Origin of the sequence: Niastella caeni, assembly GCF_004834005.1 — a bacterium.
Taxonomy (GTDB): domain Bacteria; phylum Bacteroidota; class Bacteroidia; order Chitinophagales; family Chitinophagaceae; genus Niastella; species Niastella caeni.
This window is the reverse complement of sequence record NZ_STFF01000001.1, coordinates 1,543,009-1,565,236: the sequence shown is the minus strand read 5'-3', so window position 1 is coordinate 1,565,236 and position 22,228 is coordinate 1,543,009. Positions and strand designations below refer to the sequence as shown.

The window sequence follows — 22,228 nt, the reverse complement described above, 5'->3', positions numbered from 1 at the left end:
AATATTAATCGCTTGTTAATGAGCCTCCCCGATGCATCGGGGAGGCTTTTTTCTTGATTCTAATTTACAATTGAGTAAACGTATTTGATTTTTGCATAAAATAAAAACGGCCCCGTGTTTGTGCGGGGCCGTTGTCATTTCATTGCGTTAGCCAATTAAACGCAAGCTATCTTATTTACTCTTGTCTGGTGACGCCCACCTTCAAAAGGAGTACTTATAAAAATTTCGATCATTTGTTTGGCAGATTCCAACGATACAAAACGGGCAGGAATACAAATTATGTTTGCGTCGTTATGCTGACGAATTAATTTGGCCACTTCTGTTTCAAAGGCCAAACCGGCGCGTATGCCCTGGTGTTTGTTGGCTGTAATACAAACGCCATTGGCGCTTCCGCAGAGCAAAATACCAAACGCCACTTCGCCTTTTTCTACCGAATTAGCAACGGGATGCGCATAATCAGGATAGTCTACCGACTTGTTTTCATCGACGCCTTTGTCGCTGAGTTGATAGCCTTTTTCAGCTAACCATTTTACAAGTTCCACTTTATAATCATATCCTGCATGGTCGCTGCCAATGGCAATGGGTTTTGAAAGATCGAACATATTAATTGCGTTGACTAACTATTATTTATAAAATGTTTTATTGCCAGTTATCCTGTTCCTCCTGGTCCTTTTTATAAACGCGTTTAGAAACTATTACGCTTAATTCATATAAGAATACCAGCGGCAAAAATACGATCATTTGGCTGGTCCAGTCGGGCGATGGCGTAATGATCGCCGACACCACCAGGATGGCTACATAAGCATATTTGCGATAGGTTGAAAGGAAGTGGGGTGTAATTAACCCGATTTTGGTCAGCACATAAGATAATACCGGTAATTCGAAAGCAATACCGCAACCTAAAATAATGTTTACCAGGTTATCGATGTAGTCTGCCAAAGCCGGTTTGTATTCATATAAACCAGCAGTGCCCAGGGTAAAATTGGCCAGAAAATTAAAGGTAAAAGGCCCTAATACAAAATACCCGAAACCTGCTCCTATAAAGAAGAACAGCGATACAAAGAATATGGCATTGCGGGAGTATTTTAATTCTTTGGGGGATAAAGCCGGTTTAACGAATTTCCAAAATTCCCAGAAAATGAAAGGAAATGCGGCAATAAAACCACCAATTATACCAATTTGAATGGCCGACATGAAGGGGCCACTTACTGTGTTGCCAAGCAGTTTATAGCCGGGGGGTATTGGCGGCATACATAACGCATCGCCAATATGCAGTGAATGGCTAAGGTTGCACAGTAACCGGTACGAGACAAAATTATTGCGCACCGGTCCCATAACAATGTAATCAAATACCCAATCGATATTTATAAAAATAACTACCGCTGCAACTAAAATGGCCAGCACAGATCGCATAATATGCCAGCGCAGTTGTTCAAGATGATCAATAAAGGTCATCTCGCTATCATTGCTCCTTCTATCAAAAAAGGTTAACGCCATAGGATCGCCATAATGTCTGAAAAATATAAAAAGCCGGGCAAATTTAAGGCTTCTCAGGTTGGAACCAACATAAAGGTTGTTAAGGGCATGAAATTGGGGGCGCTGACAGTAGATGGTTGGGAATGATTTACTTGCGAATTATCAAATTTGGCAACCAGGCAGAAAGGAAATTACGGGCTGTGAGAGGCTGGGTATCCAAAATGTACCATGCGGTTCAATTTTGAACCTGTGAATCTATCTCAGGATTTTTAACCGCACCATTTCAATACGGGTATCGCTTACGTTCAATACCTCAAATTCGTAATTGCCAATGATGATACGCTCTTTTAAGCGGGGTATGGTTTCGTGCTGGTGAATGATGAAGCCCGAAAGGGTTTCTGAATCGTTTTCCGGGAATTCGAGTTTGTATTTTTCTATCAGGTAATCCAGTTCAAGACGCCCCGATAAGATGTATTCATCTTCCGAGATCATTTTTTCTTCAAACTCTTCTACGTCGTACTCGTCTTTTATTTCGCCAAAGATCTCTTCCAGCAGGTCTTCCATGGTAACTATACCGGCGGTTCCACCAAATTCATCCACTACCCAGGCAATGCTTTTGCGGTCTTTGGTGAATTTATTGATGAGGTCGGTAGCGCTCATGCTTTCGGGTATAGCCGGAATTGGCAGCAGTATTTCTTTGATGTGGTCGGGCTGCTTGAACAGATCAAGCTGGTGAATATAGCCGAGAATATGGTCAATATTTCCCCCATAAACAATAAGCTTGCTCAACCGGGTGGAAATAAATTTTTTGCGGGCATCCTCAACGGTGGTATTCAGCTCAATGGCCTCAATTTCTTTACGAGGTACCAGGCATTCGCGCACTTTTATTTTGGGTAACGACAAAGCATTCTCAAATAACTCGGTATTCATGTCGGTACCGTCACTATTATATTCGCTGGTTTGCTGAAAAAAGTGATCGAGATCGCTGCGTGAAAATGGCTCTTTTCGCTTATCGATTCGCATATCGAAGATCACATTCAGAATAAATATTGACAATTTTACAAAGGCGGCTGCTATCCAGTAAAATAAAGAATCGAATAAGCCCAGCAAGCCTATGCGGGCTGAAAAAGAGAGCAGGCTGTCGCTTTTTGCCTTAAAAATGGCTTTGGGGATGCATTCGCCTAAGAAGATAATAATCACCCATGATACCGCGATCTCAAAAAGCAGTCGGAAAAAATTAAGAAATGAGCGTTGGGAGAATTCCATGGTATCCCAATGGAATACTTCATTCCAGTAGATTGAACCCAATAAAACTACGGCCGTAAGAAAAAAGCTGAACCCCACTACATTGGTGCCTATAAAACGGGAAGGATTGTCGAACAGATTGGATAACAAAATACCGCTGTTGGCGCCTTGTTTCTTTTTTAATTCAATATTCAGCCGGTTTGCCGAAGTAAAGGATACCTCAATGCCGGCAAAATAAGCGACCAACAAAAAGGCTATGCCGATGCAAATGCCTAAAATGGTAAGAAGACTCATAGTTCGGGTACGAAATTATAAAAAAAGGCAGAAGAATCAAGGTCTGATTACCGGTTCCCCTGTTGCCAGTTGCGGCGGTGCCTGGATTGCAGTGCTTACCCCGATGAGATCTGAGTTTCAAGCCTCCGGGTTACAGGGCTCAAATTTCAGTCAGCCTTGTAACCTGGAACATTACGCAATCAAAGCAGGCCAGGCGGCGCCTGGAGGGCGATAAATGCCATGCAGGAGGCTTAAAATTACCTCCTGGTAACCTGAACTGGTATGCCGGGAACGGTAATTTATTTGCCGTCGATTCTGTTAAGCAATAAAGATCTATTAAGCGTTCAGAAACTTTTTAACCACTTCCTGTGCCTGTTTACAGGCCTTATCGAGGTTATCGTTCAGGATAACACTATGAAAATGATGTTTAAAAGAAATTTCATAGGAGGCTTTGTTTACCCGCGCCTGCAGGCTTTCTGCGGTTTCGGTACCGCGGGAGCTCAACCGCCGCTTTAACTCATCAACAGACGGCGGTTCTACAAATATCGAAAGGGTAGTATCGGGATACTGTTGCTGTACGTGGATCGCGCCTTTTACATCAATATCCAGTACGGGTACTTGCTGGTTATGCCAGATGCGTTCCAGCTCAGATTTCAACGTACCGTAATATTTGCCTTCATAAACCATTTCCCACTCAACAAACTCATTATGCTGAACCTTCCGGGTAAAATCTTCTTCACTAATAAAATAATAATCTTTTCCTTCTTTTTCGTTTTCGCGTCTTTTACGGGTGGCCACAGATATGGAAAAAGCCAGTTGCGGAAATTCTTTTAGTAAGAAATGAGTAATAGATGTTTTACCGGCTCCTGAAGGGGCCGTAATGATAATGATTTTGTGGTTGGGAAGAAAGGGCATGTATAATAATAAATTGTTTTTTGTTGCAGGTTACAGGTTGCAAGTTTCAGGAAGGGTGGTTTAAGGGACCCCTTTGTAACCTGAAACATGTAACCTGTATCTTTTTTCTATATTCTTTTTATATCTGCACCCAATTGTTGCAGGCGTTTGTCAATGTACTGGTAACCGCGGTCTATCTGTTCAATATTCTGGATAACACTTTTTCCGTCAGCACTTAGTGCTGCAATTAACAGCGATACCCCGGCTCTTATATCGGGACTGGTCATTTGAATACCCCGCAAATTCTGCTTCCTTCCCAAACCTATTACAGCGGCGCGATGGGGGTCGCATAAAATTATTTGGGCGCCCATATCAAGGAGTTTATCTACAAAAAATAACCGGCTTTCAAACATCTTTTGATGAATGAGCACGCTACCGCGGGCCTGGGTGGCCACAACCAGTACAATGCTCAGCAGGTCGGGCGTAAAACCCGGCCAGGGATGATCGTAAATCGTAAGCACCGATCCATCGAGGAAGGTTTGAATTTCATACACTTCCTGCGCGGGCACATGAATATCATCGCCTTTAAAATGCAGTTGAATACCCAGTTGTTTAAACTTTTCGGGTATGATGCCCAGGTGCTCGATACCGGCATTTTTTATAATGATGTCGCTTTGCGTCATAGCCGCAAGGCCTATAAAAGAGCCGATCTCGATCATATCAGGCAACATCCGGTGTTCGGTTCCGCCGAGAGATTGTACGCCTTCGATGGTCAGCAGGTTGCTGCCGATACCGCTTATTTTGGCGCCCATGCGGTTGAGCATTTTGCAAAGTTGCTGTATATATGGTTCGCAGGCGGCGTTATAAATAGTTGTGAGGCCCTCAGCCATAACAGCGGCCATAATAATATTGGCGGTACCCGTTACTGAGGGTTCATCAAGCATGAGGTAGGTGCCTTTGAGATTGGGTGCGTTTAACTCAAAAAAGCCGTCTCCGGATAAATAATTGAACGAAGCACCCAGTTTTTCAAACCCAATGATATGGGTATCCAGTCTGCGGCGGCCGATTTTATCGCCACCGGGTTTGGGAATGAAGGCTTTTCTAAAACGGGCCAGCATAGGGCCGGCCAGCATAACGGAGCCCCGCAGGCGACCGCTTTTTTGTTTATAGGCATCGCTGCTCAGATAATCAACATTCACATCATCGGCCTGGAAAATACAGGTATCACGTTGCGGGCGTTCGATCTTTACATTCATTTCGCCCAGCAATTCAATAAGCAGGTTAACATCTAAAATGTCGGGAATATTGGTAATAGTTACTTTTTGGGGTGTAAGTAATACCGCACTGATGATTTGCAAAGCTTCGTTCTTTGCGCCTTGCGGAACAATTTCCCCCTTTAATTTTTTACCGCCGATGACTTCAAAAGAATTCATAGTTACTTTTCCTGGTTTTTTGTTACCCATGGGTCGTCCCGGTTGCACTATTCCTTAGGCTATGGCGCCTAACCTGGTCGCGGAGGGCTAAGGCGTTGCGGGGCGGGACGTTTTTTTGATTAATGGTACGTTTATTAAGGTGCAAATATAAAACCCCGACAATAGCTTTTACTGTCGGGGTTTTTATTTATTATTTATTCTTTTGTCCACCTGCCTATTTGCAGGAGGCTGGAAACTCCCGAAGTAAGAGGTATGACGCAGGAAATAGGAAAGTGCAAAAATTAGGATCTTTTTACCTCCTACTTTTGTTTCTTAATTTCCAAATCTTTCACTTTTTACTCCGGGCGACCTTATCTCTTATTTATATCTTTTTTTGAACTTACCACCCCGGTCATTTCGGTCGTTACGGTTATCACGTCCGCCATCTCTATTATCGCGTCCGCCACGTCCCTGAAATTTCTGACCACCACGTTTATTACGATAATCGCCATATCCGCCACGATCGCGATCCCGGTCGCGGTTATCGCTGGGGCGATGCTGGCGAACATAAGGTGTATTGGTGAATGTTAGCTGACCGTCGGTTATATTGGTCAATTCGCCCTGGATGGCATCGTCGTGTACGGTTTCTTTGTGCCAGTTATTATAAGCCAGCTTCATATAATAGGCGATAGCATTGGCAAAGCCCTGGCGTTTTTCGCCAATATCTTCTTTCAATGCTTTATTTATAACCAATTCAAGGTTTTTACCCAGGTGCGAGAATTTGGGATACCGTTTGGGGTAGGGCAGCGGTCCCGGTCTCGATTTTAATGTTTCCCGTGTAGGAATGGGATAGGGCGATTCAACCGCCAGTTTAAAATCAGAGATCAGGAACAGGTGATCCCATAATTTATGTCTGAAATCTTCTACATTTTTTAAGTGTGGGTTCAAAAAGCCCATCAGTTCAATCACCGCATAAGCATTGCGCTGGCGGATCTCATGGTCTTCAAGCGTCAGCAGGTATTCAATCATTTTTTGAATATGCCTTCCGTATTCACGCATTACCAGGTGGTTCCTGGTAGTGTTGTATTCCATTTTGTCGATACTATTCATTCTATAAATATAAGATTAACAAAAGTAACAAAGTAAGTTAACAAAAAGAAAAGGCCTTGTTAAAGGCCCTTTCTATAAAGGATTGGTTTTTCCACAGGTTAATGAGGTATTGCCACACCGCCCAACTGGTATCCTGGTTGGGTAAGGCAGAATGGTAAAAAATTATAATCCGGTTTAAGAGGGGGTGCTTCAAAAAATGTTGGTGATTAGGTGACTATTACAGCTGCAAATGACACCTTATGGATAGATTAGCTTTGATAGAGGTCAATCACGGATACAGATTTACAATTGGGTAAGGGTTTATTAAAAATCTGGAAGATTTTGGAGTGTTTCCACCAAATTATCAAATAAACTTGTATTTACCAACCGGTTAGTATGTTATTTTTTGGAATAAGTTTATGCATCGCCTGTATTTTTAAAAATAATTATATGTACTAATGCATTTTACCGGAAGGTGGTTTAATATACATTTACAGGATTTCTACAGCTATTCAGGTACAAAAAACTATTAAAATCGGTGTACTTTTGCGATTCTAAAATATAAAAAACTGATAATCAAAGAAAATGAGGCAATCGACAATAACCATCAATGTAGCGCTTGACGAAAAAAATATTCCTGATCAAATATTATGGAAGGCAAGCGACAGCACTGCTGAACAGGCCCAGAAAGCCAGGGCTATGATGTTGGCTTTTTGGGATGCGACCGATAAATCGGCTTTGCGCATGGACCTGTGGACGAAGGAAATGATGGTAGATGAAATGGCTGATTTTTATTATCAAACCATTATGACTATGGCCGATAGTTTTGAACGGGCAACCCACCAGGCCGAACTGGTTGAGCTCATGAAAAACTTTGCCAAAGATTTTTATGGCCGTTTTCGCGAAATTCAATTAAAAGAAAATAAATTATAATCCAAAATAGCCGCTGTATGAACTTAGAACAAAAGATCCAGGGTGAACTGAAAACAGCCATGCTGGCCAAGGATGAAAAAACGGTGCGTAGTTTGCGTGCCATTAAAGCAGCCATTATACTGGCAAAAACGTCAGAAGGTGCAGGCGGTGAAATTAAAGAGGAGGATGAGATCAAATTACTGCAGAAACTGGTAAAACAGCGGAAAGATTCGCTGGAAATTTTCCAGCAGCAGAACCGGACCGATCTGGCACAAAAAGAGCAGGAAGAAATTGAAGTGATCGAAAAGTTCTTACCCAAACAATTAAGCGGCGAAGAACTGAAGGCCATTATTTCAACCATAATTGCTGAAACCGGCGCTTCTTCCCCAGCCGATATGGGTAAAGTAATGGGTGTAGCTACCAAGCAACTGGCTGGTAAAGCCGATGGAAAGGCGATCAGCGCGCTGGTGAAGGAGTTACTGGCGAAGTAGGAAGTGGGAAGTCGGATGTCAGAAGTCGGATACCGGAAATACAGATAGAAAGAAGTAAACAAGGCATGGAGAGTAGAAGAATGAAGTAGAAAGCCTAAAAATAGGGGATATCAGACCTCAGACTTCGGATCTCAGAACTATGATCATAGATATATTAGTTTTAATATTTCTGGTTATGGCCGTTATCAAAGGATTACGGCGCGGGCTAATTGTTGCAGTATTCTCCATTTTTGCGTTTATTGCAGGCATAGCGGCTGCTATGAAATTATCGGTGGTAGTAGCAGGATATTTAAAAGATTCCGTTAATATATCCGCGAAATGGCTGCCATTCATATCATTTGCACTGGTTTTTATTGGCGTAGTAATATTGGTACGATGGGCGGCCAGTTTACTGGAATCGACTGTTGAAATGGCCATGATGGGGTGGGCCAATAAAATAGGGGGGATAATTTTATACACTATTTTGTATATGTTTACACTCAGTGTATTCTTGTTCTTTGTGCAAAAGGTGAAGCTCATTAGCGACGAAACGCTTGCTAACTCTATTACCTGGTCCTGGTTACAACCATTAGGCCCCTGGGTAATTGATGGTTTTGGAAAACTTATTCCGGCGTTTAAGGATATGTTCACTGAATTGAGTAACTTTTTTGATGGATTAGCTACGCCAAAGGCGTCAGGCTAAGGCAGATATACAAAAACGTAAAAAAATCAGTAGCTTACATTAAAATTGCAGGTGTAAAACTGCAAGGGTGGATTATTTGCAGTAAAACGTTTATTTTAGCGATTAATTGACTGACTTGAACAGACATAGCTGATGAATTATACGATCAAACAAGTGGATAAATTCAAGTATATTGAAGAAGGCGAAGGCGAACCGCTAATACTTTTGCATGGATTATTCGGAGCCCTTAGCAACTTTGGTGATTTGATCAATTACTTCAAGAACCATAACAAAGTTGTGGTTCCCATTCTCCCTTTGCTTGATATGGACCTCTTGCACACCTCGGTAGGGGGATTGCAAAAGTTTGTACATAAATTTATTGAGTTTCACGATTTCCAGAATGTTCACCTGCTTGGTAATTCTTTGGGCGGTCATGTTGCTATTTTGCATGTGTTGAAGCAACCCGAACGCATCAAATCGCTCATATTAACCGGGAGTTCTGGTTTATTTGAGAATGGTATGGGTGACACTTATCCCAAGCGCGGTGACTACGATTATATAAAGAAGAAAACGGAGTTAACTTTTTACGACCCTAAAATTGCTACCAAAGAACTGGTAGATGAAGTGTACGAAATCGTAAATAACCGTTTGAAAGCCATAAAAATAATTGCACTGGCAAAAAGCGCCATCCGCAATAATCTGGGCGAGGATATCAATCAAATCAAACAACCCACGTTATTGATCTGGGGTAATAATGATGCCATTACCCCGCCGTTTGTAGGCCGGGAGTTTCATCGGTTAATTCCAAACAGCGAGCTGCATTTTATTGATAAATGTGGTCATGCGCCTATGATGGAAGTGCCGGATGATTTCAATCGTATACTCCATAAATTTTTGACAAAATTGAATGAGCCTGCAGCGGTAGCCTAACTGCAATCGTCATAATTGATTATATTTGGTTAAGGTAATTTCCTGACTGTTTCCTAAGGTTAATACCTATTAAATATTTCTTTTTGATTGACAAGGATACAAACCAGTTACAGGTTTTTATCGTATAACACTATATAGGTAGGTAAACTCTGAGCAGTGCTTAATAAAGAATTAATATCAGCCACGATTCCCACACTCAACCTGAGTGATACGGTTATTCAGGCGCTGGACCTGATGTCGGAGTTCCATGTTATGCAATTACCTGTAGTGGCAGAAGAAAAATACCTTGGTCTGGTATTTGAGGACGACCTGATGAACAGCGACGAACGCGCTACACTCCAATCTCTTGATACTCACTTTTCAAAAGTGGCTGTACACGCCAATACACACTTTATTGAGGCGGTACAAATGTTGAATGATTATAATCTTTCCCTGGTACCGGTTGTTGACAAGGAAAATGAATTTATAGGCTCCATTGCAGCTATTGACCTGTTAAAGGAATTGGGTAAAACCACAGGGGCCAGCGAGCCCGGCGGGTTAATTGTGCTGGAAATGGAACAACGCAACTTTTCATTTTCTGAACTCAGCAAGCTGGTAGAGACCAATGACGCTCAAATTACGCAGTTAAATAGTTATTGGGATAATAACACCAGTTCCTTTTTTGTAGCAATAAAAATCAATAAATTCGAGATTTCTGATATTGTTGCTACATTTCAGCGATATGAATACAATGTAAAATATTATTTTGGCGAAGAATTATACGAAAACGAACTGCGGAACAATTACGACCACTTGATGAATTATCTGAATATTTAGCACAACATTAGAATTAGCCAGCTTATTTTTTAAAATTCTGAAAACACAAGCAACTGCTTGCCGGGGCATGTGAATGGGAAAGAAATTTTACTGCATAATAGCAAAATTGTTGTGTTGCGTGGCCCTGGTGCATGCTCAACCATCGCCCGTTGATTCTTCGCAATCTTTAACTACTGTAACCCCTAATTACAGCGGTAATTACTCCACGCCATTTGTTGTAGGCGATATTATCATCGAAGGAAATAAAAGAACCAAGCCTTACATTATTGAAAGAGAGTTGCCATTTAAAGCGGGTGATTCTATATACCTGCCCGAACTCGTAAAAGCTTTTGAAATTTCGCGCCAGCAACTTATCAATACCACTTTATTTAATGAAGTGATCATTTCATTGAAAGCATTTCGTGGATACGTAGTTGATATTTCAATACAGGTTAAAGAACGATGGTATATTTTCCCAATTCCATACCTGAAACCTGTTGATCGTAATTTGAACGAATGGGCAAAACAGGGTTATGGAGTAGACCGCGTGAATTATGGGTTTAAGTTTACCTACAACAACTTTACCGGGCGTAACGATAAACTAAAATTGTGGCTTATTACCGGCTATACCCAGCAAATACAATTTCAGTACGATCAACCTTATGCCGATAAAACGCTCAAACATGGTTATCGAATAGGATTTGCGTATTCGTATAACCGGGAGATCAACTATGCCACTATCGACAATCAACAACATTTTGTTGATTCGCTGCGCGAAGGCATTAAACAATGGTCGGGCCACATTGATTATACGTATCGCCCGGGTTTACGAACCGTACATTCTGTTATTTTATCTTACACCCATCAGCAGGTTGATCCGCGCATAAACGAATTAAATCCAAAATACTACGGTTCTCTGCGAAATAAGGTCAGTTATCCTGAATTGATATACAACATCAATTATGTAAACGTAGATTATAAACCTTTTCCGCTCAAAGGCTGGATAGCCGAAGGAAGTGTTTCAAAGAAGGGTTTCAGCAAGGAGATGAACATGTGGCAATTAACCGGAAAAGCTACCAAAGGCTGGCAACTGACCAAAAAAGATTTTTTCAGTTGGCAGGGGTTGGGCACACTGCGCTTCCCGTTCAATCAGCCCTATATTAATCAGCGCATGTTTGGTTATGGCGACATGTACCTGCGGGGGCTGGAAGATTATGTAATTGATGGCTCAGCCGGCTTTTTAACCAGGCAAAGCTACCGGCACGAGTTATTCCGCTTTAGCGTACCTACCTATATTAAATCAAAATCGCACGATCGTATACCCTTTCGTATTTATGCCCGTTTGTTTGGCGATGCAGGGTATTCCTACAACAAAACATTTACTAATAATTCCCTCACGAACCGCATGTTATATACCGGAGGGTTTGGGCTTGATATAGTTACTTTCTATGACTTCATTTTGCGGCTCGATTACAGCTTCAACCAATTAGGCCAAAACGGATTATTTTTACACATCAAGAACGATTTTTAAACGACAGGTAAATTTTTTTAACCGTATAGTATGAAGGTAGCCATTTATAGCCGGGTTATTGATGATGACCAGTATGGCAAAGTGCAGCAATTGCTCGATGAACTGGCCAAAGAAAATATTCAGCCGGTTATATACAAGCCTTTTTTTGAAATGATCCAGTCTGCAGTGCGTTTCTCCGATAAAACCACTGTTTTCTCCGACTCAAACGATTTGACGGAAGCGATTGATTTTTTGATTAGCCTTGGCGGTGATGGTACTTTACTGGATACCGTAACGCTGGTGCGCGATAAAAACATCCCGGTTCTGGGTATCAATTTTGGCCGGCTGGGCTTTTTGGCCAGCATCGGCAGTAAAGAATTGCACATTGCGGTACAATCCCTGGTCAAACGCACAATACTAATAGACAAGCGATCGTTAATTCATCTGGATGCCAGTAAACCATTATTTGGCGACGTTCCATACGGACTCAATGAATTTGCTATTCATAAAACAGATACATCGCCTATGATAAAAATTCACACGTACCTGAATGGTGAATTTTTAAATACATACTGGGCTGATGGCGTGATTGTAGCAACACCTACCGGTTCAACCGGTTATTCGTTAAGCTGTAATGGCCCTGTGGTTTTTCCTGAATCCTCCAGTTTTGTAATTACCCCCGTAGCCCCCCATAATTTGAATGTTCGGCCTATTATAGTGCCGGACGACAATATAATTTCTTTTGAAATTGAAGGACGCACCGACCATTTTATTTGTGCGTTGGATTCTAGAAAAGAACTCGTAGATAAAAAAGTGCAGCTTGCCGTGCGTAATGAATCCTTTACCCTGAGCCTGGTTCGATTGAATGAAAACAACTTTTTACAAACCCTGCGTAATAAATTATCATGGGGTTTGGATACCAGGAATTAACCTTTTAATACAAAAGAAATTTACCGGCAAATCCGGTCTTAATGTTAAATTGCGAATTATGAAGAAATTGGTTGTAACAGCACTACTCTTTATTTCCGTACTATGTGTGCAAGAGGTTACTGCCCAATATGAAAGTATTGTACAGCAAGGTGAGTTTGGCATATCGGCAGGTGGAGCACATTATTTTGGTGACCTGAACACAAGATCAAAACTCAACAGGCCCAAACCAGCCTTAGGTATATTTTTCCGTAAACAATTTGGTAATTATACAGCCTTACGTATTGCTGCGCATTACGCCCGCCTTGGTTATTCAGATGTATACAATACCCAAAACGAATATCAACGCAGACGCAATCTGAGCTTCAATTCCAACATTTTTGAGCTCACCCTGCAAGGCGATTTCAACTTCTTTAAATTCGTTCCAGCCGATCCATATTACAGCTTCACTCCTTACATAACACTGGGAGCAGGCATTTTTAGCTACGATCCCTTTGCTTATCTCAATGGGGAGAAGTATTTTCTTCGCACATTGGGGACCGAAGGCCAGGGAACAGCGGCCTATCCCGATCGTAAGCCTTACAATACGATGGCCCTGTGCTTTCCTATTGGGGTAGGTATTAAATATGCCCTGAACGATAGAATTAACCTGGGTTTTGAAGTTGTATACCGGTACACCACTACCGATTACCTCGATGATGTAAGCAAAACCTATGTAGGCGCCGATAAATTTCCGCCATTACCCGATGGCTCTCCGTCAGCGGCTCAATTATTACAGGACCGCTCTTACGAAACCGGCGACATTATTGGAATTGAAGGCCGGCAACGCGGTTACTCCAAACAAAGGGACGCTTATGTGTTAGCAGAGTTCACTTTATCATTTAATCTTACTTCATATCGTTGTCCTACAGCTAATTAGTTTGTGTTTTCTGGTTTGTTGTTTGTGGTTCTTTATGTGCGGCTGTTCGCACTTCATTCATTTTGCTTTGGTTAACAGCTAATTATAGACATAATATGTAAATAGCGAGCAGCCCGAATACTATTCGGGCTGCTCGCTTTAGGCCCTTTAACATCAAACTACAAACCACAAACCATAAACTTGTTTTCCGTACCTTTGTGCCCTTCAAAAAAAGGGTATGCAAAGCCTACGGGAGCAAATTGACCTTCAACGACTTCCTCGCCATATAGCAATTATTATGGACGGGAATGGAAGATGGGCTAAGGAAAAGGGGCAAGACCGCCTCTATGGCCATTTCCATGGCGTGGAAAGCGTGCGCAATATTGTAGAAGGATGCGCCGAACTGGGCGTTGGATATCTTACATTATATGCATTTTCTACCGAGAATTGGGACCGCCCGCAAACTGAAGTAACGGGTCTTATTGAGCTATTGGTAGAAACCATTCGCAAGGAAACAGAAACTCTTAATAAAAATAACATCAAGCTGCATGTAATAGGCGATGTAAAAATGTTGCCCGAATATGCACAAAAGGAGCTGAACGAATCGCTGCAGATAACCAGCCAGAACACCGGTTTAAACCTGGTAATGGCCCTTAGCTACAGCAGCCGCTGGGAGTTGGTACAGGCTGTACAACACATAGCCGAAGATGTAAAAGCCGGTAAAATTGATCCTGCAGCCATCACCCAAAACACGTTGCAGCAATACCTGGCTACCAGCAATTTTCCCGATCCTGAATTAATGATTCGCACCAGCGGCGAATATCGCATCAGTAACTTCTTATTATATCAATTAGCGTATGCAGAATTGTATTTCACCAATGTTCGGTGGCCCGACTTTCGTAAGGAAAACCTGTACGAAGCCATCCTGGATTTTCAACGGCGCGAAAGGCGGTTTGGTAAAACCGGCGACCAGGTACAAAAGGAACCCATAAACGGATAACTACGAACTGGTCATGAATATTTTATGATTCCGTCGATTATGGTTTCTTTTTAACAAACCCTTTTAATAAATCCCCCTTAATTTGCTCCACTTTAAACTCCCCGGAATGCAGCGTTCGCGTACTTTTAGTATTTTTTTACTGGTATTTGCATGTTTAACAGTCGGCACACTGCGTGCCCAGGTGGTTACCGACACTGTTCCTACGTCAATTGATCCGGAATTAGAAAATATAGCCAACTCAAAAGTTCCCAAAGAATATTTTATTGGAGGTATTACAGTTACCGGTACCAAAAGGTACGATCAGCAACTGCTTATTTCTATTGCCGGTATTAACGTGGGCGACAAAGTAATGATACCGGGTGGCGATAATTTCAGCAAAGCCATCATTAACCTGTGGAACCAGCACCTTTTTTCGAACGCGCAGATATTCTTTACAAAACTCGAGGGTAATAAATTATATATAGAAATTCATGTTACCGAAAGACCTGCTTTATCGAAATACAATATTATCGGTATTCGTAAATCGGAGGCAGATGAATTAAAAGGTAAAATGAGCCTTATTGCCGGCCGGGTAGTTACTGAAAATACCAAACGCACGGCCGAAGAAGCGATCAAAAAATATTATACAGAAAAGGGATTCCAAAGCGCCCTGGTTCGTATGGAAGAAGTACAGGACCCTGCTTTGCCCAATTCGGTTATCCTGAATGTGTATGTTGAAAAAGGCCATAAAGTACGTATTGACAATGTGAACTTCTATGGTAATGAACAAGTGTCGGGCCTGAGGTTAAAAAAGCAATTGAAAGGTACCAAGGAAATGACCAAGCTCACCTTGTACCCCACCAAAGAGCAAAGCCCATACGGTACTAACCCACGACCCTCCTTTAAAGAATACCTGAGCCAGGCCGGCTTTTTATCACCTACCCGAACAAAAGAATTCCTTGATCCTTATTTCCGCTTTAAATTATTCAGTTCGGCCAAGTTCAACGCCAAGAAATACGAAGAGGATAAAGAGAAAGTGCTGGAGTATTATAACTCACTTGGTTACCGCGACGCCGCTATTATTGCCGATACCCAGTATTATAACCAAAAGGGAAACCTGAAAATTGACCTCAAAGTAGATGAAGGGCATCGTTACTATTTTGGGAACGTTACCTGGAAAGGGAATACCAAATATTCCGATTCGGTGCTTACCATATTATTAGGTATTGCCAAAGGAGATGTTTATAACCTGGAAATCCTGAATAAGAAACTGGGTAAACAAATGTCACAGGAAGGCGGCGATATCAGCAGTTACTATATGGATGACGGTTACCTTTTCTTCCGTATTGAACCGGTAGAAACTGCTGTGTACAACGATACCATCGATTTCGAGATCCGTATACAGGAGGGTCCGCAGGCTACTATTAAGAACGTAACTATTTCGGGTAACGAAAAAACAAAAGAGCACGTTATTCGCCGTGAGTTGCGCACCCTGCCAGGTGAAAAATTCAGCCGCCAGGACCTGATCCGTTCTAATCGTGAAATTGCGCAGTTGAACTTCTTCAACCAGGAAAAGATCGGCATCAACCCTGTACCCAATCCAGAAGATGGTACGGTTGATATTCATTATACCGTAGAAGAAAAATCATCTGACCAATTGGAGTTAAGTGCCGGTTGGGGTGGCGGTATCGGTTTAACCGGTACGCTCGGGGTTTCGTTCAATAACTTCTCTATTAAGAATATTTTCAACAAAAAGGCATGGGATCCATTGCCTACCGGTGATGGACAAAAGCTGAGCATGCGCGTACAATCAAATGGTCGTGCATACCAGTCATATAACTTTTCATTCACCGAACCCTGGTTAGGTGGCAAGAAAAGAAATTCGCTGACCTTCAGCATGTACAAGAGCGTATTCCGTACCGGTGGTATTGATGCCAGCGGAAGATATTTCTTCAGCGATACCAACAGGTTGAAAAACTTCGGCGCCAGCATTTCTTTGGGTAAACAATTAAAATGGCCCGATGACTTCTTTACCCTGGTATATTCTCTCAGCTATACACAGTATAAACTGCAGAACTATACGCTGTTTACACAGGATTTTAAAAATGGTACCTCAAATAACCTGAGCGTTAAAATTGCGCTTAACCGTAACTCAGCAGGTCCCAATCCTATATTCCCAACCAGCGGTTCTAACTTTTTACTGAGCGGCCAGTTTACACCACCATATTCATTATTCAAATCAAATGTAACCAACCAGGATAGTTATAAATTACCTGAGTTCCATAAATGGCGTGTTAATGCCGAGTGGTTTATTCCTATCGGCAAGGCCATGGGTGCCGACAGAAGTCGCCAGTTTGTATTGCGCGCTGCTGCCAAGTACGGTTTCATGGGCCGCTATAATAACAAACTCGATTTTTCACCATTTGAGCGCTTCCAGGTAGGCGATGCCGGTTTAGCAAACGGTAGCTTTATCCTGGGTTACGATATCATTGCACACCGTGGTTATCCGGTGTATGAAAGTTCTGATCCGAAATTCAACCCTGATCAGCAAAACGCACAGCGATTCTTTACTATTTTTAATAAGTATACGCTCGAAATGCGGTATCCGTTCACCACTAACCCGAGCAGTACCATTTTTGGTATGGTTTGGTTTGAAGCTGCCAACGGATGGTTCGACTATAAATCATACGATCCTTTCCGCCTGCGTAGAAGTGCTGGTGTGGGTATGCGTTTCTTCCTGCCCATGTTCGGATTGCTTGGATTTGATTATGGGGTAGGCTTTGACCGGGTTACCCAGGGTGGCAGGTTACGCGATGCAACCCGCTTTACCTTTATGCTGGGTTATGAACCTGAATAAACCAATAGGTAATAACAATTAGCAATAGGCAAAGCCCCGATAAAATTTGTTTATTGCCCATTGCGGTTGCCAATTGATTCTAATAAACCTTAATTAGGAACACCATGAAAAAAACAGTATTTATTGCCTGCTTAATGATGGTGCTGGCTTTCGCCACGCAAGCCCAATATGGACGTTATGCCATTGTAGATACTAAATACATACTGGATAAATTACCTGAATATAAAGAAGCCCAAAAAAAGCTGGATCAGTTCAGCGAGCAATGGCAAAAGGAAGTTGACAGTAAGCAAAGCGCGCTGGATAAAATGTATAAAGACTTTGAAGCAGAACAGGTGATGCTGAGTCCTGAATTAAAGAAAAAGCGGGAAGATGAGCTGTTTGTACGGGAAAAGGAAGTGCGCGATCTGCAACGCAAACGCTTTGGTTTTGAAGGCGATCTGTTTAAAAAAAGGCAGGAACTGGTGAAACCCATACAGGATAAGGTATACAACGCTATCCAGAAACTGGCTGTGAACCGCCAACTGGATTTTATTTTGGATAAAAGTGAAGGAATTACCGTTATCTTTGCCGACCCCAAATTGGACCGCAGTGAGGATATATTGAAAGAGCTGGGCGTTAAATAAAACATAAGACAGAAAGGGGAAAGCAACCATCAGTAGGTTTTTTTCAACTTAAACTAAAAAATAACCGTCCACCCGCAAGCAACAGAAAACTGGCTAAAGGGTGCGTAAACAAAATTGAAATTCAATGAAAAAGTTTTTTACCGTAACGTTGTTCGCCCTGTGCCTGTTAGCGGCTGGTGATATTCAAGCTCAATCAAAAATGGGGTACATCAGCTCACAGGAATTAGTGAGCGTAATGCCCGAAACCAAAAAAGCCGACTCTGCCCTGCAGGAATTGCGCAACGCTTTGGTTCAAAATTACACCGATAAACAGAATGCATTTTATGCGGCTGTTGAAAAATACAACAAGGACTCTGCTACTTTATCATCGTCTGTTAAAACAGTTAAGAAAAACGAATTATCCAAAATGGGTCAGGAGTTAGGTGGTGAAGAAGAGCGTATTCAACAACAATTACAACAACGCCAACAGGAACTGCTGGGCCCCATCAATAAAAAAGCGTACGAAGCTGTACAGGCTGTTGCCAAAGAAGGTGGTTACGGTTATATTCTTGAAAAAGAAGCCCTGCTGGTAGCTCCCCCCGGTGATGATATTTTACCGCTTGTTGCCAAAAAACTGAATATTAAATTGCCGTCTGCTACTGCTCCTGCAGCACCTGCAGCCGCACCAAAAACCGGCGCTAAACAATAGGAATTGATTCATTATATGATATTGACCGCTTCCTTCGTAGGGAGCGGTTTTTACTTTTATATACCACCCCTTAAGGGTAAATATTTTCCCCCTTTAGGGAATTAGGGGGTGTATATTTGTTTTATGCTTATCACGCAGCCAATTGGAATATTCGATTCAGGATATGGTGGCCTTACGGTAATGAAGGAGATCGTAAAGAAGTTACCGCAATACGATTACATATACCTGGGCGATAATGCCCGGGCGCCTTATGGTAACCGTTCATTTGAAACGGTATACCGGTATACGTTGCAATGTGTAGAATGGTTTTTTCAACAGGGGTGCCCCCTGGTAATTCTGGCCTGTAATACGGCTTCGGCAAAAGCATTGCGAACGATACAGCAAAACGATCTGGAAAAGTTAAATCCGCAAAACAGGGTATTGGGTGTTATTCGCCCTACCACCGAGATCATTGGAAGCTTTACCAAATCGCGTAAAATAGGTATTCTGGCTACCAATGGAACCGTGCAATCTGGTTCCTACCTGATTGAGATAGAGAAATTCTTCCCCGATATTACGGTATACCAGGAAGCCTGCCCAATGTGGGTGCCCATTGTTGAGAATAATGAGCACAAACAACCCGGCGCTGATTATTTTGTTGAGAAGCATGTGCAACACATTATGGCGAGCGGTAAAGGGATTGACACCTTGTTGCTGGCCTGCACGCATTACCCGCTGCTGCGAGAAAAAATACTGCAGTTTTTACCTGCAGGCGTTACGCTGGTATCGCAGGGTGAAATAGTTGCTGCCAGCCTGGACGATTACCTGCAACGCCATACAGAGCTGGAAAGCCGTTGCAGTAAGAATAGCGGGCGGGTTTTTTATACCACAGACTCAACAGAAGACTTTGATAACCACGCAAGTATATTTTTTGGCGAACCGGTACGCTCAAATCATGTAAACCTGGATGGCAGCATCCCGGTGGCTAACCATATTTATTAAAACATTTTTGTAGCTCACGTTTCATACTTCAGTTTTCATTCCCTACCTTTGCGGTCCTTTCATCCGCTTAGGCGGGGCGGGCATGGTGGCCTGTCTGCGAAGAAACTGGAACCTGATCCGCTTCTCCCGGATCATATTTCAAAAGTGTAAAAAAGAAACTAATTATGAAACGTACATTTCAGCCGCACCGCCGTCGTCGTAAAACCGTACATGGTTTCCGTAAGCGTATGCAAGATGCCAATGGCCGTAAAGTTTTGGCCAGCCGTCGCAAAAAAGGTCGTAAGAAACTGACTGTTTCCGACGAAAGAAAATTAAAATAAACCTGCGATCCCCGCCCCGTCATAGGCAGGGAATAGTGGTTCAAATAATTAATAGTCCTGCATTGGCGGGACTATTTTATTTTTGGGATTACCGGATGGTAAAAAAGCTCACCTTAAAAAAAGAAGAACGGCTAAAGCGCCGCAAGATCATTGAACAGGTGTTCAGTGAAGGGAGGGCTGTTGCTGCATTTCCGCTTCGGGTGCAATATAAAATGATTGATCGGCTAACGGTTCCCTTACAGGCTGGTTTTAGTGCGAGCAGCCGTAATTTTAAAAAAGCAGTTGACCGTAACCGCATTAAACGACTGATGCGCGAAGCATACCGTTTGCAAAAAGCTCCATTAGAGCAAGCTTTGCAAACAAAAGAACAACAATTGGCGTTATTTTTAATTTATACCGGCAAAGAGCTTCCTGATTATGCGCTGGTGAAAGAAAAGATGGAAGTGGTGTTGAAGAAGCTGGTGCAAACGATAGATAGTGTTTAACGTTGGCATTAATCGGTAATGAAATGAAAGTGTTGCTTCGAATATTAAGTCTGCCGTTCATTGCATTGATCAAGATATATCAATGGATCATTTCTCCTATTCTTGGACCTAAATGCCGGTTTACACCTACCTGTTCACAATATGGCATAGAAGCACTAAAAAAGCACGGCGTATTCAAAGGATTGTGGCTAACTATTAAGCGATTAAGCCGTTGTCATCCCTGGGGCGGGCATGGGTATGATCCGGTACCGTAAATCTCGAATATTAAATTTCGAATTTCCAATATTGAAGTAGAATGCACTTTAAACTAAAATGCCGAATGCCGCAGTTTTTTATACTTCGACATTCGACATTCAATATTTAATATTCGATATTCTGACTATTTCTTCATGCGTTCTATTAACTCGTTCAGCGATTCTCTCTTTTGCCTGGCGGTGAAGAATTTATAGATCTCAGGTGCTTTGCCGTCTTTATCTACTTCTACCTTATAAGGAATATTATTGTATGGGTTGATCAACTGTGCGTTCAGGTTAGTTGTCAGCTTCTTGATGGTTTTCGGTACAATGAAATAGGTCTTCTTTTCATCGCTGGCATTTTGCCCGTTTATCAGTTGTTGCGTACTGTCAATGATATGCTCCAGTTGTTCAGTACTGATAGAAGCAGGGACACCGGCATTTCCAAAATTCACCATATTCCCGATCAGTGTATCTGTTTTTAGGTTCAGGATATAAACACCATTGTCGGGAACTTCATAAGCGTGATCTCCCTCAGGGCTTTTCACTGTAACAGCTTTATCTTTTTCAGTTAACGTTAATTCAGCTTCGTTGTGTTGGGTACCGGGAGTAAGCGTAACGGTTTTTGTGGCTTCATCAACCTGAATTTTTCCACTCGACATCACCTTTACTTTTTTTCCAGCGCCAGGGGAACAGGCTGCAAAACAAAGTACGGCAAGCATCGTACTAAACAAAGTACATTTCATTGGGCTTTATTTTGAAAGGTTAAAAAAAAGAATCCCGGTAAAACCGGGATTAAATATAAAGGGAAAGCTTGTTATTTCGCAGCTTTTTCAAAAAGCTCTGCTACTTTATTCCAGTTTATAACGTTCCAGATAGCGCCCATATATTCGGGACGACGGTTCTGGTATTTCAGGTAATAAGCATGTTCCCAAACATCAACACCTAAAATAGGCGTGCCCTTCACTTCGGCTACATCCATCAGGGGGTTATCCTGGTTGGGAGTAGACGTAATTTGTAGTGTTCCGTTGTTAATGATCAGCCATGCCCAGCCGCTGCCGAAACGGGTAGTACCGGCAGTATTAAATTTTTCTTTAAAGCTATCGAAAGAACCAAAAACATCATTGATGGCAGCTGCCAGGGCGCCAGTAGGCTGACCGCCGGCATTGGGGGCCAGGAGTTCCCAAAAGAAAGAGTGATTCCAGTGGCCACCGCCATTGTTACGAACGGCCGGACTAATGCTACCAGCTGATTTTACCAGTTCTTCCAGCGATTTATTTTCATGGGGAGTACCCGCAATAGCCTTGTTCAGGTTGTCTACATAAGCCTGGTGATGTTTGCCATGATGAATCTGCATCGTCAATGCGTCAATATGCGGTTCCAGTGCATCGTGTGCATAAGGAAGCGCCGGTAGTGTGAATGCCATAACACTAAAATTTTAATTGTTGAAGATTTATGGTTGTTCTTTCAAACGGTAACAAAAGTACAGGTCAATGGTTGATTAACCAATTCATTCTCTTTACGGAAGAAAATTTTGCTGCCGGCTGTG

At 42.3% G+C, this 22,228-nt stretch carries 24 protein-coding genes; 16 read left to right on the top strand and 8 right to left on the bottom strand.

The annotated features are described in order from the left end of the window. Window positions 1-155 precede the first annotated feature (155 nt). The 6 genes from rpiB to FAM09_RS06230 form a co-directional block, all read right to left on the bottom strand. Window positions 156-602 (bottom strand): ribose 5-phosphate isomerase B, encoded by a 447-nt coding sequence (rpiB, locus tag FAM09_RS06255; RefSeq protein WP_136576184.1) that lies wholly within the window; start codon window positions 600-602, stop codon window positions 156-158. A 37-nt stretch (window positions 603-639) separates the two neighbouring features. Further along, entirely contained in the window at window positions 640-1,455 is an 816-nt protein-coding gene (gene tatC / locus FAM09_RS06250) for a twin-arginine translocase subunit TatC (RefSeq protein ID WP_243751607.1), read from the bottom strand. A 276-nt stretch (window positions 1,456-1,731) separates the two neighbouring features. Beyond that, window positions 1,732-3,015 carry a hemolysin family protein gene (locus FAM09_RS06245; RefSeq protein ID WP_136576182.1) on the bottom strand — a complete coding sequence of 428 codons (1,284 nt, stop codon included), beginning with the start codon at window positions 3,013-3,015 and terminating at the stop codon, window positions 1,732-1,734. 315 nt (window positions 3,016-3,330) lie between these two features. Continuing rightward, the gene (gene gmk / locus FAM09_RS06240) at window positions 3,331-3,909 is read right to left on the bottom strand and encodes a guanylate kinase (protein ID WP_136576181.1); all 579 of its coding nucleotides are present in this window, start codon (window positions 3,907-3,909) and stop codon (window positions 3,331-3,333) included. Window positions 3,910-4,016: 107 nt separating this feature from the next. Next, window positions 4,017-5,321: a UDP-N-acetylglucosamine 1-carboxyvinyltransferase gene (gene murA / locus FAM09_RS06235; protein ID WP_136576180.1), complete on the bottom strand. Its 1,305-nt coding sequence runs from the start codon at window positions 5,319-5,321 to the stop codon at window positions 4,017-4,019. 357 nt (window positions 5,322-5,678) lie between these two features. Further along, window positions 5,679-6,410 (bottom strand): DUF4290 domain-containing protein, encoded by a 732-nt coding sequence (locus tag FAM09_RS06230; protein ID WP_243751606.1) that lies wholly within the window; start codon window positions 6,408-6,410, stop codon window positions 5,679-5,681. Between the two features lie 564 nt (window positions 6,411-6,974). Here FAM09_RS06230 and gldC point away from each other — a divergent pair. The 16 genes from gldC to yidD all read left to right on the top strand — a co-directional run bounded on the left by gldC (window position 6,975) and on the right by yidD (window position 20,700). After that, window positions 6,975-7,322, top strand: a complete 348-nt coding sequence (gldC, locus tag FAM09_RS06225; protein ID WP_136576179.1) for a gliding motility protein GldC — start codon at window positions 6,975-6,977, stop codon at window positions 7,320-7,322. Between the two features lie 17 nt (window positions 7,323-7,339). Further along, entirely contained in the window at window positions 7,340-7,792 is a 453-nt protein-coding gene (locus FAM09_RS06220) for a GatB/YqeY domain-containing protein (protein WP_136576178.1), read from the top strand. A gap of 139 nt (window positions 7,793-7,931) precedes the next feature. Beyond that, window positions 7,932-8,474, top strand: coding sequence for a CvpA family protein (locus tag FAM09_RS06215; protein ID WP_136576177.1), 543 nt, complete (start codon window positions 7,932-7,934; stop codon window positions 8,472-8,474). 132 nt (window positions 8,475-8,606) lie between these two features. After that, window positions 8,607-9,383: an alpha/beta fold hydrolase gene (locus FAM09_RS06210; protein WP_136576176.1), complete on the top strand. Its 777-nt coding sequence runs from the start codon at window positions 8,607-8,609 to the stop codon at window positions 9,381-9,383. Window positions 9,384-9,539: 156 nt separating this feature from the next. Then, complete coding sequence (locus FAM09_RS06205) at window positions 9,540-10,199, top strand: CBS domain-containing protein (RefSeq protein ID WP_136576175.1); 660 nt, start codon at window positions 9,540-9,542, stop codon at window positions 10,197-10,199. 118 nt (window positions 10,200-10,317) lie between these two features. Next, window positions 10,318-11,709: a POTRA domain-containing protein gene (locus FAM09_RS06200; RefSeq protein ID WP_166437040.1), complete on the top strand. Its 1,392-nt coding sequence runs from the start codon at window positions 10,318-10,320 to the stop codon at window positions 11,707-11,709. Window positions 11,710-11,739: 30 nt separating this feature from the next. Continuing rightward, window positions 11,740-12,618: an NAD kinase gene (locus tag FAM09_RS06195; protein ID WP_136576173.1), complete on the top strand. Its 879-nt coding sequence runs from the start codon at window positions 11,740-11,742 to the stop codon at window positions 12,616-12,618. Window positions 12,619-12,676: 58 nt separating this feature from the next. Further along, window positions 12,677-13,534 (top strand): type IX secretion system protein PorG, encoded by an 858-nt coding sequence (gene porG / locus FAM09_RS06190; protein WP_136576172.1) that lies wholly within the window; start codon window positions 12,677-12,679, stop codon window positions 13,532-13,534. A 217-nt stretch (window positions 13,535-13,751) separates the two neighbouring features. Beyond that, window positions 13,752-14,513, top strand: a complete 762-nt coding sequence (locus FAM09_RS06185) for an isoprenyl transferase (protein WP_136576171.1) — start codon at window positions 13,752-13,754, stop codon at window positions 14,511-14,513. A gap of 106 nt (window positions 14,514-14,619) precedes the next feature. Further along, window positions 14,620-17,349 (top strand): BamA/OMP85 family outer membrane protein, encoded by a 2,730-nt coding sequence (locus FAM09_RS06180; RefSeq protein WP_136576170.1) that lies wholly within the window; start codon window positions 14,620-14,622, stop codon window positions 17,347-17,349. A 104-nt stretch (window positions 17,350-17,453) separates the two neighbouring features. Continuing rightward, window positions 17,454-17,972: an OmpH family outer membrane protein gene (locus FAM09_RS06175; protein WP_136576169.1), complete on the top strand. Its 519-nt coding sequence runs from the start codon at window positions 17,454-17,456 to the stop codon at window positions 17,970-17,972. Window positions 17,973-18,096: 124 nt separating this feature from the next. Continuing rightward, on the top strand, window positions 18,097-18,660 hold the full coding sequence (locus FAM09_RS06170) for an OmpH family outer membrane protein (RefSeq protein WP_136576168.1): 564 nt from the start codon (window positions 18,097-18,099) through the stop codon (window positions 18,658-18,660). A 123-nt stretch (window positions 18,661-18,783) separates the two neighbouring features. Continuing rightward, window positions 18,784-19,641 carry a glutamate racemase gene (gene murI / locus FAM09_RS06165; protein ID WP_136576167.1) on the top strand — a complete coding sequence of 286 codons (858 nt, stop codon included), beginning with the start codon at window positions 18,784-18,786 and terminating at the stop codon, window positions 19,639-19,641. Between the two features lie 164 nt (window positions 19,642-19,805). Further along, window positions 19,806-19,961: a 50S ribosomal protein L34 gene (gene rpmH, locus FAM09_RS06160; RefSeq protein WP_014222732.1), complete on the top strand. Its 156-nt coding sequence runs from the start codon at window positions 19,806-19,808 to the stop codon at window positions 19,959-19,961. A gap of 62 nt (window positions 19,962-20,023) precedes the next feature. Then, the gene (locus FAM09_RS06155) at window positions 20,024-20,446 is read left to right on the top strand and encodes a ribonuclease P protein component (RefSeq protein WP_243751604.1); all 423 of its coding nucleotides are present in this window, start codon (window positions 20,024-20,026) and stop codon (window positions 20,444-20,446) included. Window positions 20,447-20,469: 23 nt separating this feature from the next. Beyond that, window positions 20,470-20,700, top strand: a complete 231-nt coding sequence (yidD, locus tag FAM09_RS06150) for a membrane protein insertion efficiency factor YidD (protein ID WP_136576166.1) — start codon at window positions 20,470-20,472, stop codon at window positions 20,698-20,700. Between the two features lie 125 nt (window positions 20,701-20,825). Here the strand turns inward: yidD and FAM09_RS06145 are convergent, their stop codons facing one another. Both FAM09_RS06145 and FAM09_RS06140 read right to left on the bottom strand, forming a co-directional pair. After that, window positions 20,826-21,425, bottom strand: coding sequence for a hypothetical protein (locus FAM09_RS06145; protein ID WP_136576165.1), 600 nt, complete (start codon window positions 21,423-21,425; stop codon window positions 20,826-20,828). Between the two features lie 71 nt (window positions 21,426-21,496). After that, the gene (locus tag FAM09_RS06140; RefSeq protein WP_136576164.1) at window positions 21,497-22,105 is read right to left on the bottom strand and encodes a superoxide dismutase; all 609 of its coding nucleotides are present in this window, start codon (window positions 22,103-22,105) and stop codon (window positions 21,497-21,499) included. Between the last annotated feature and the right edge of the window lie 123 nt (window positions 22,106-22,228).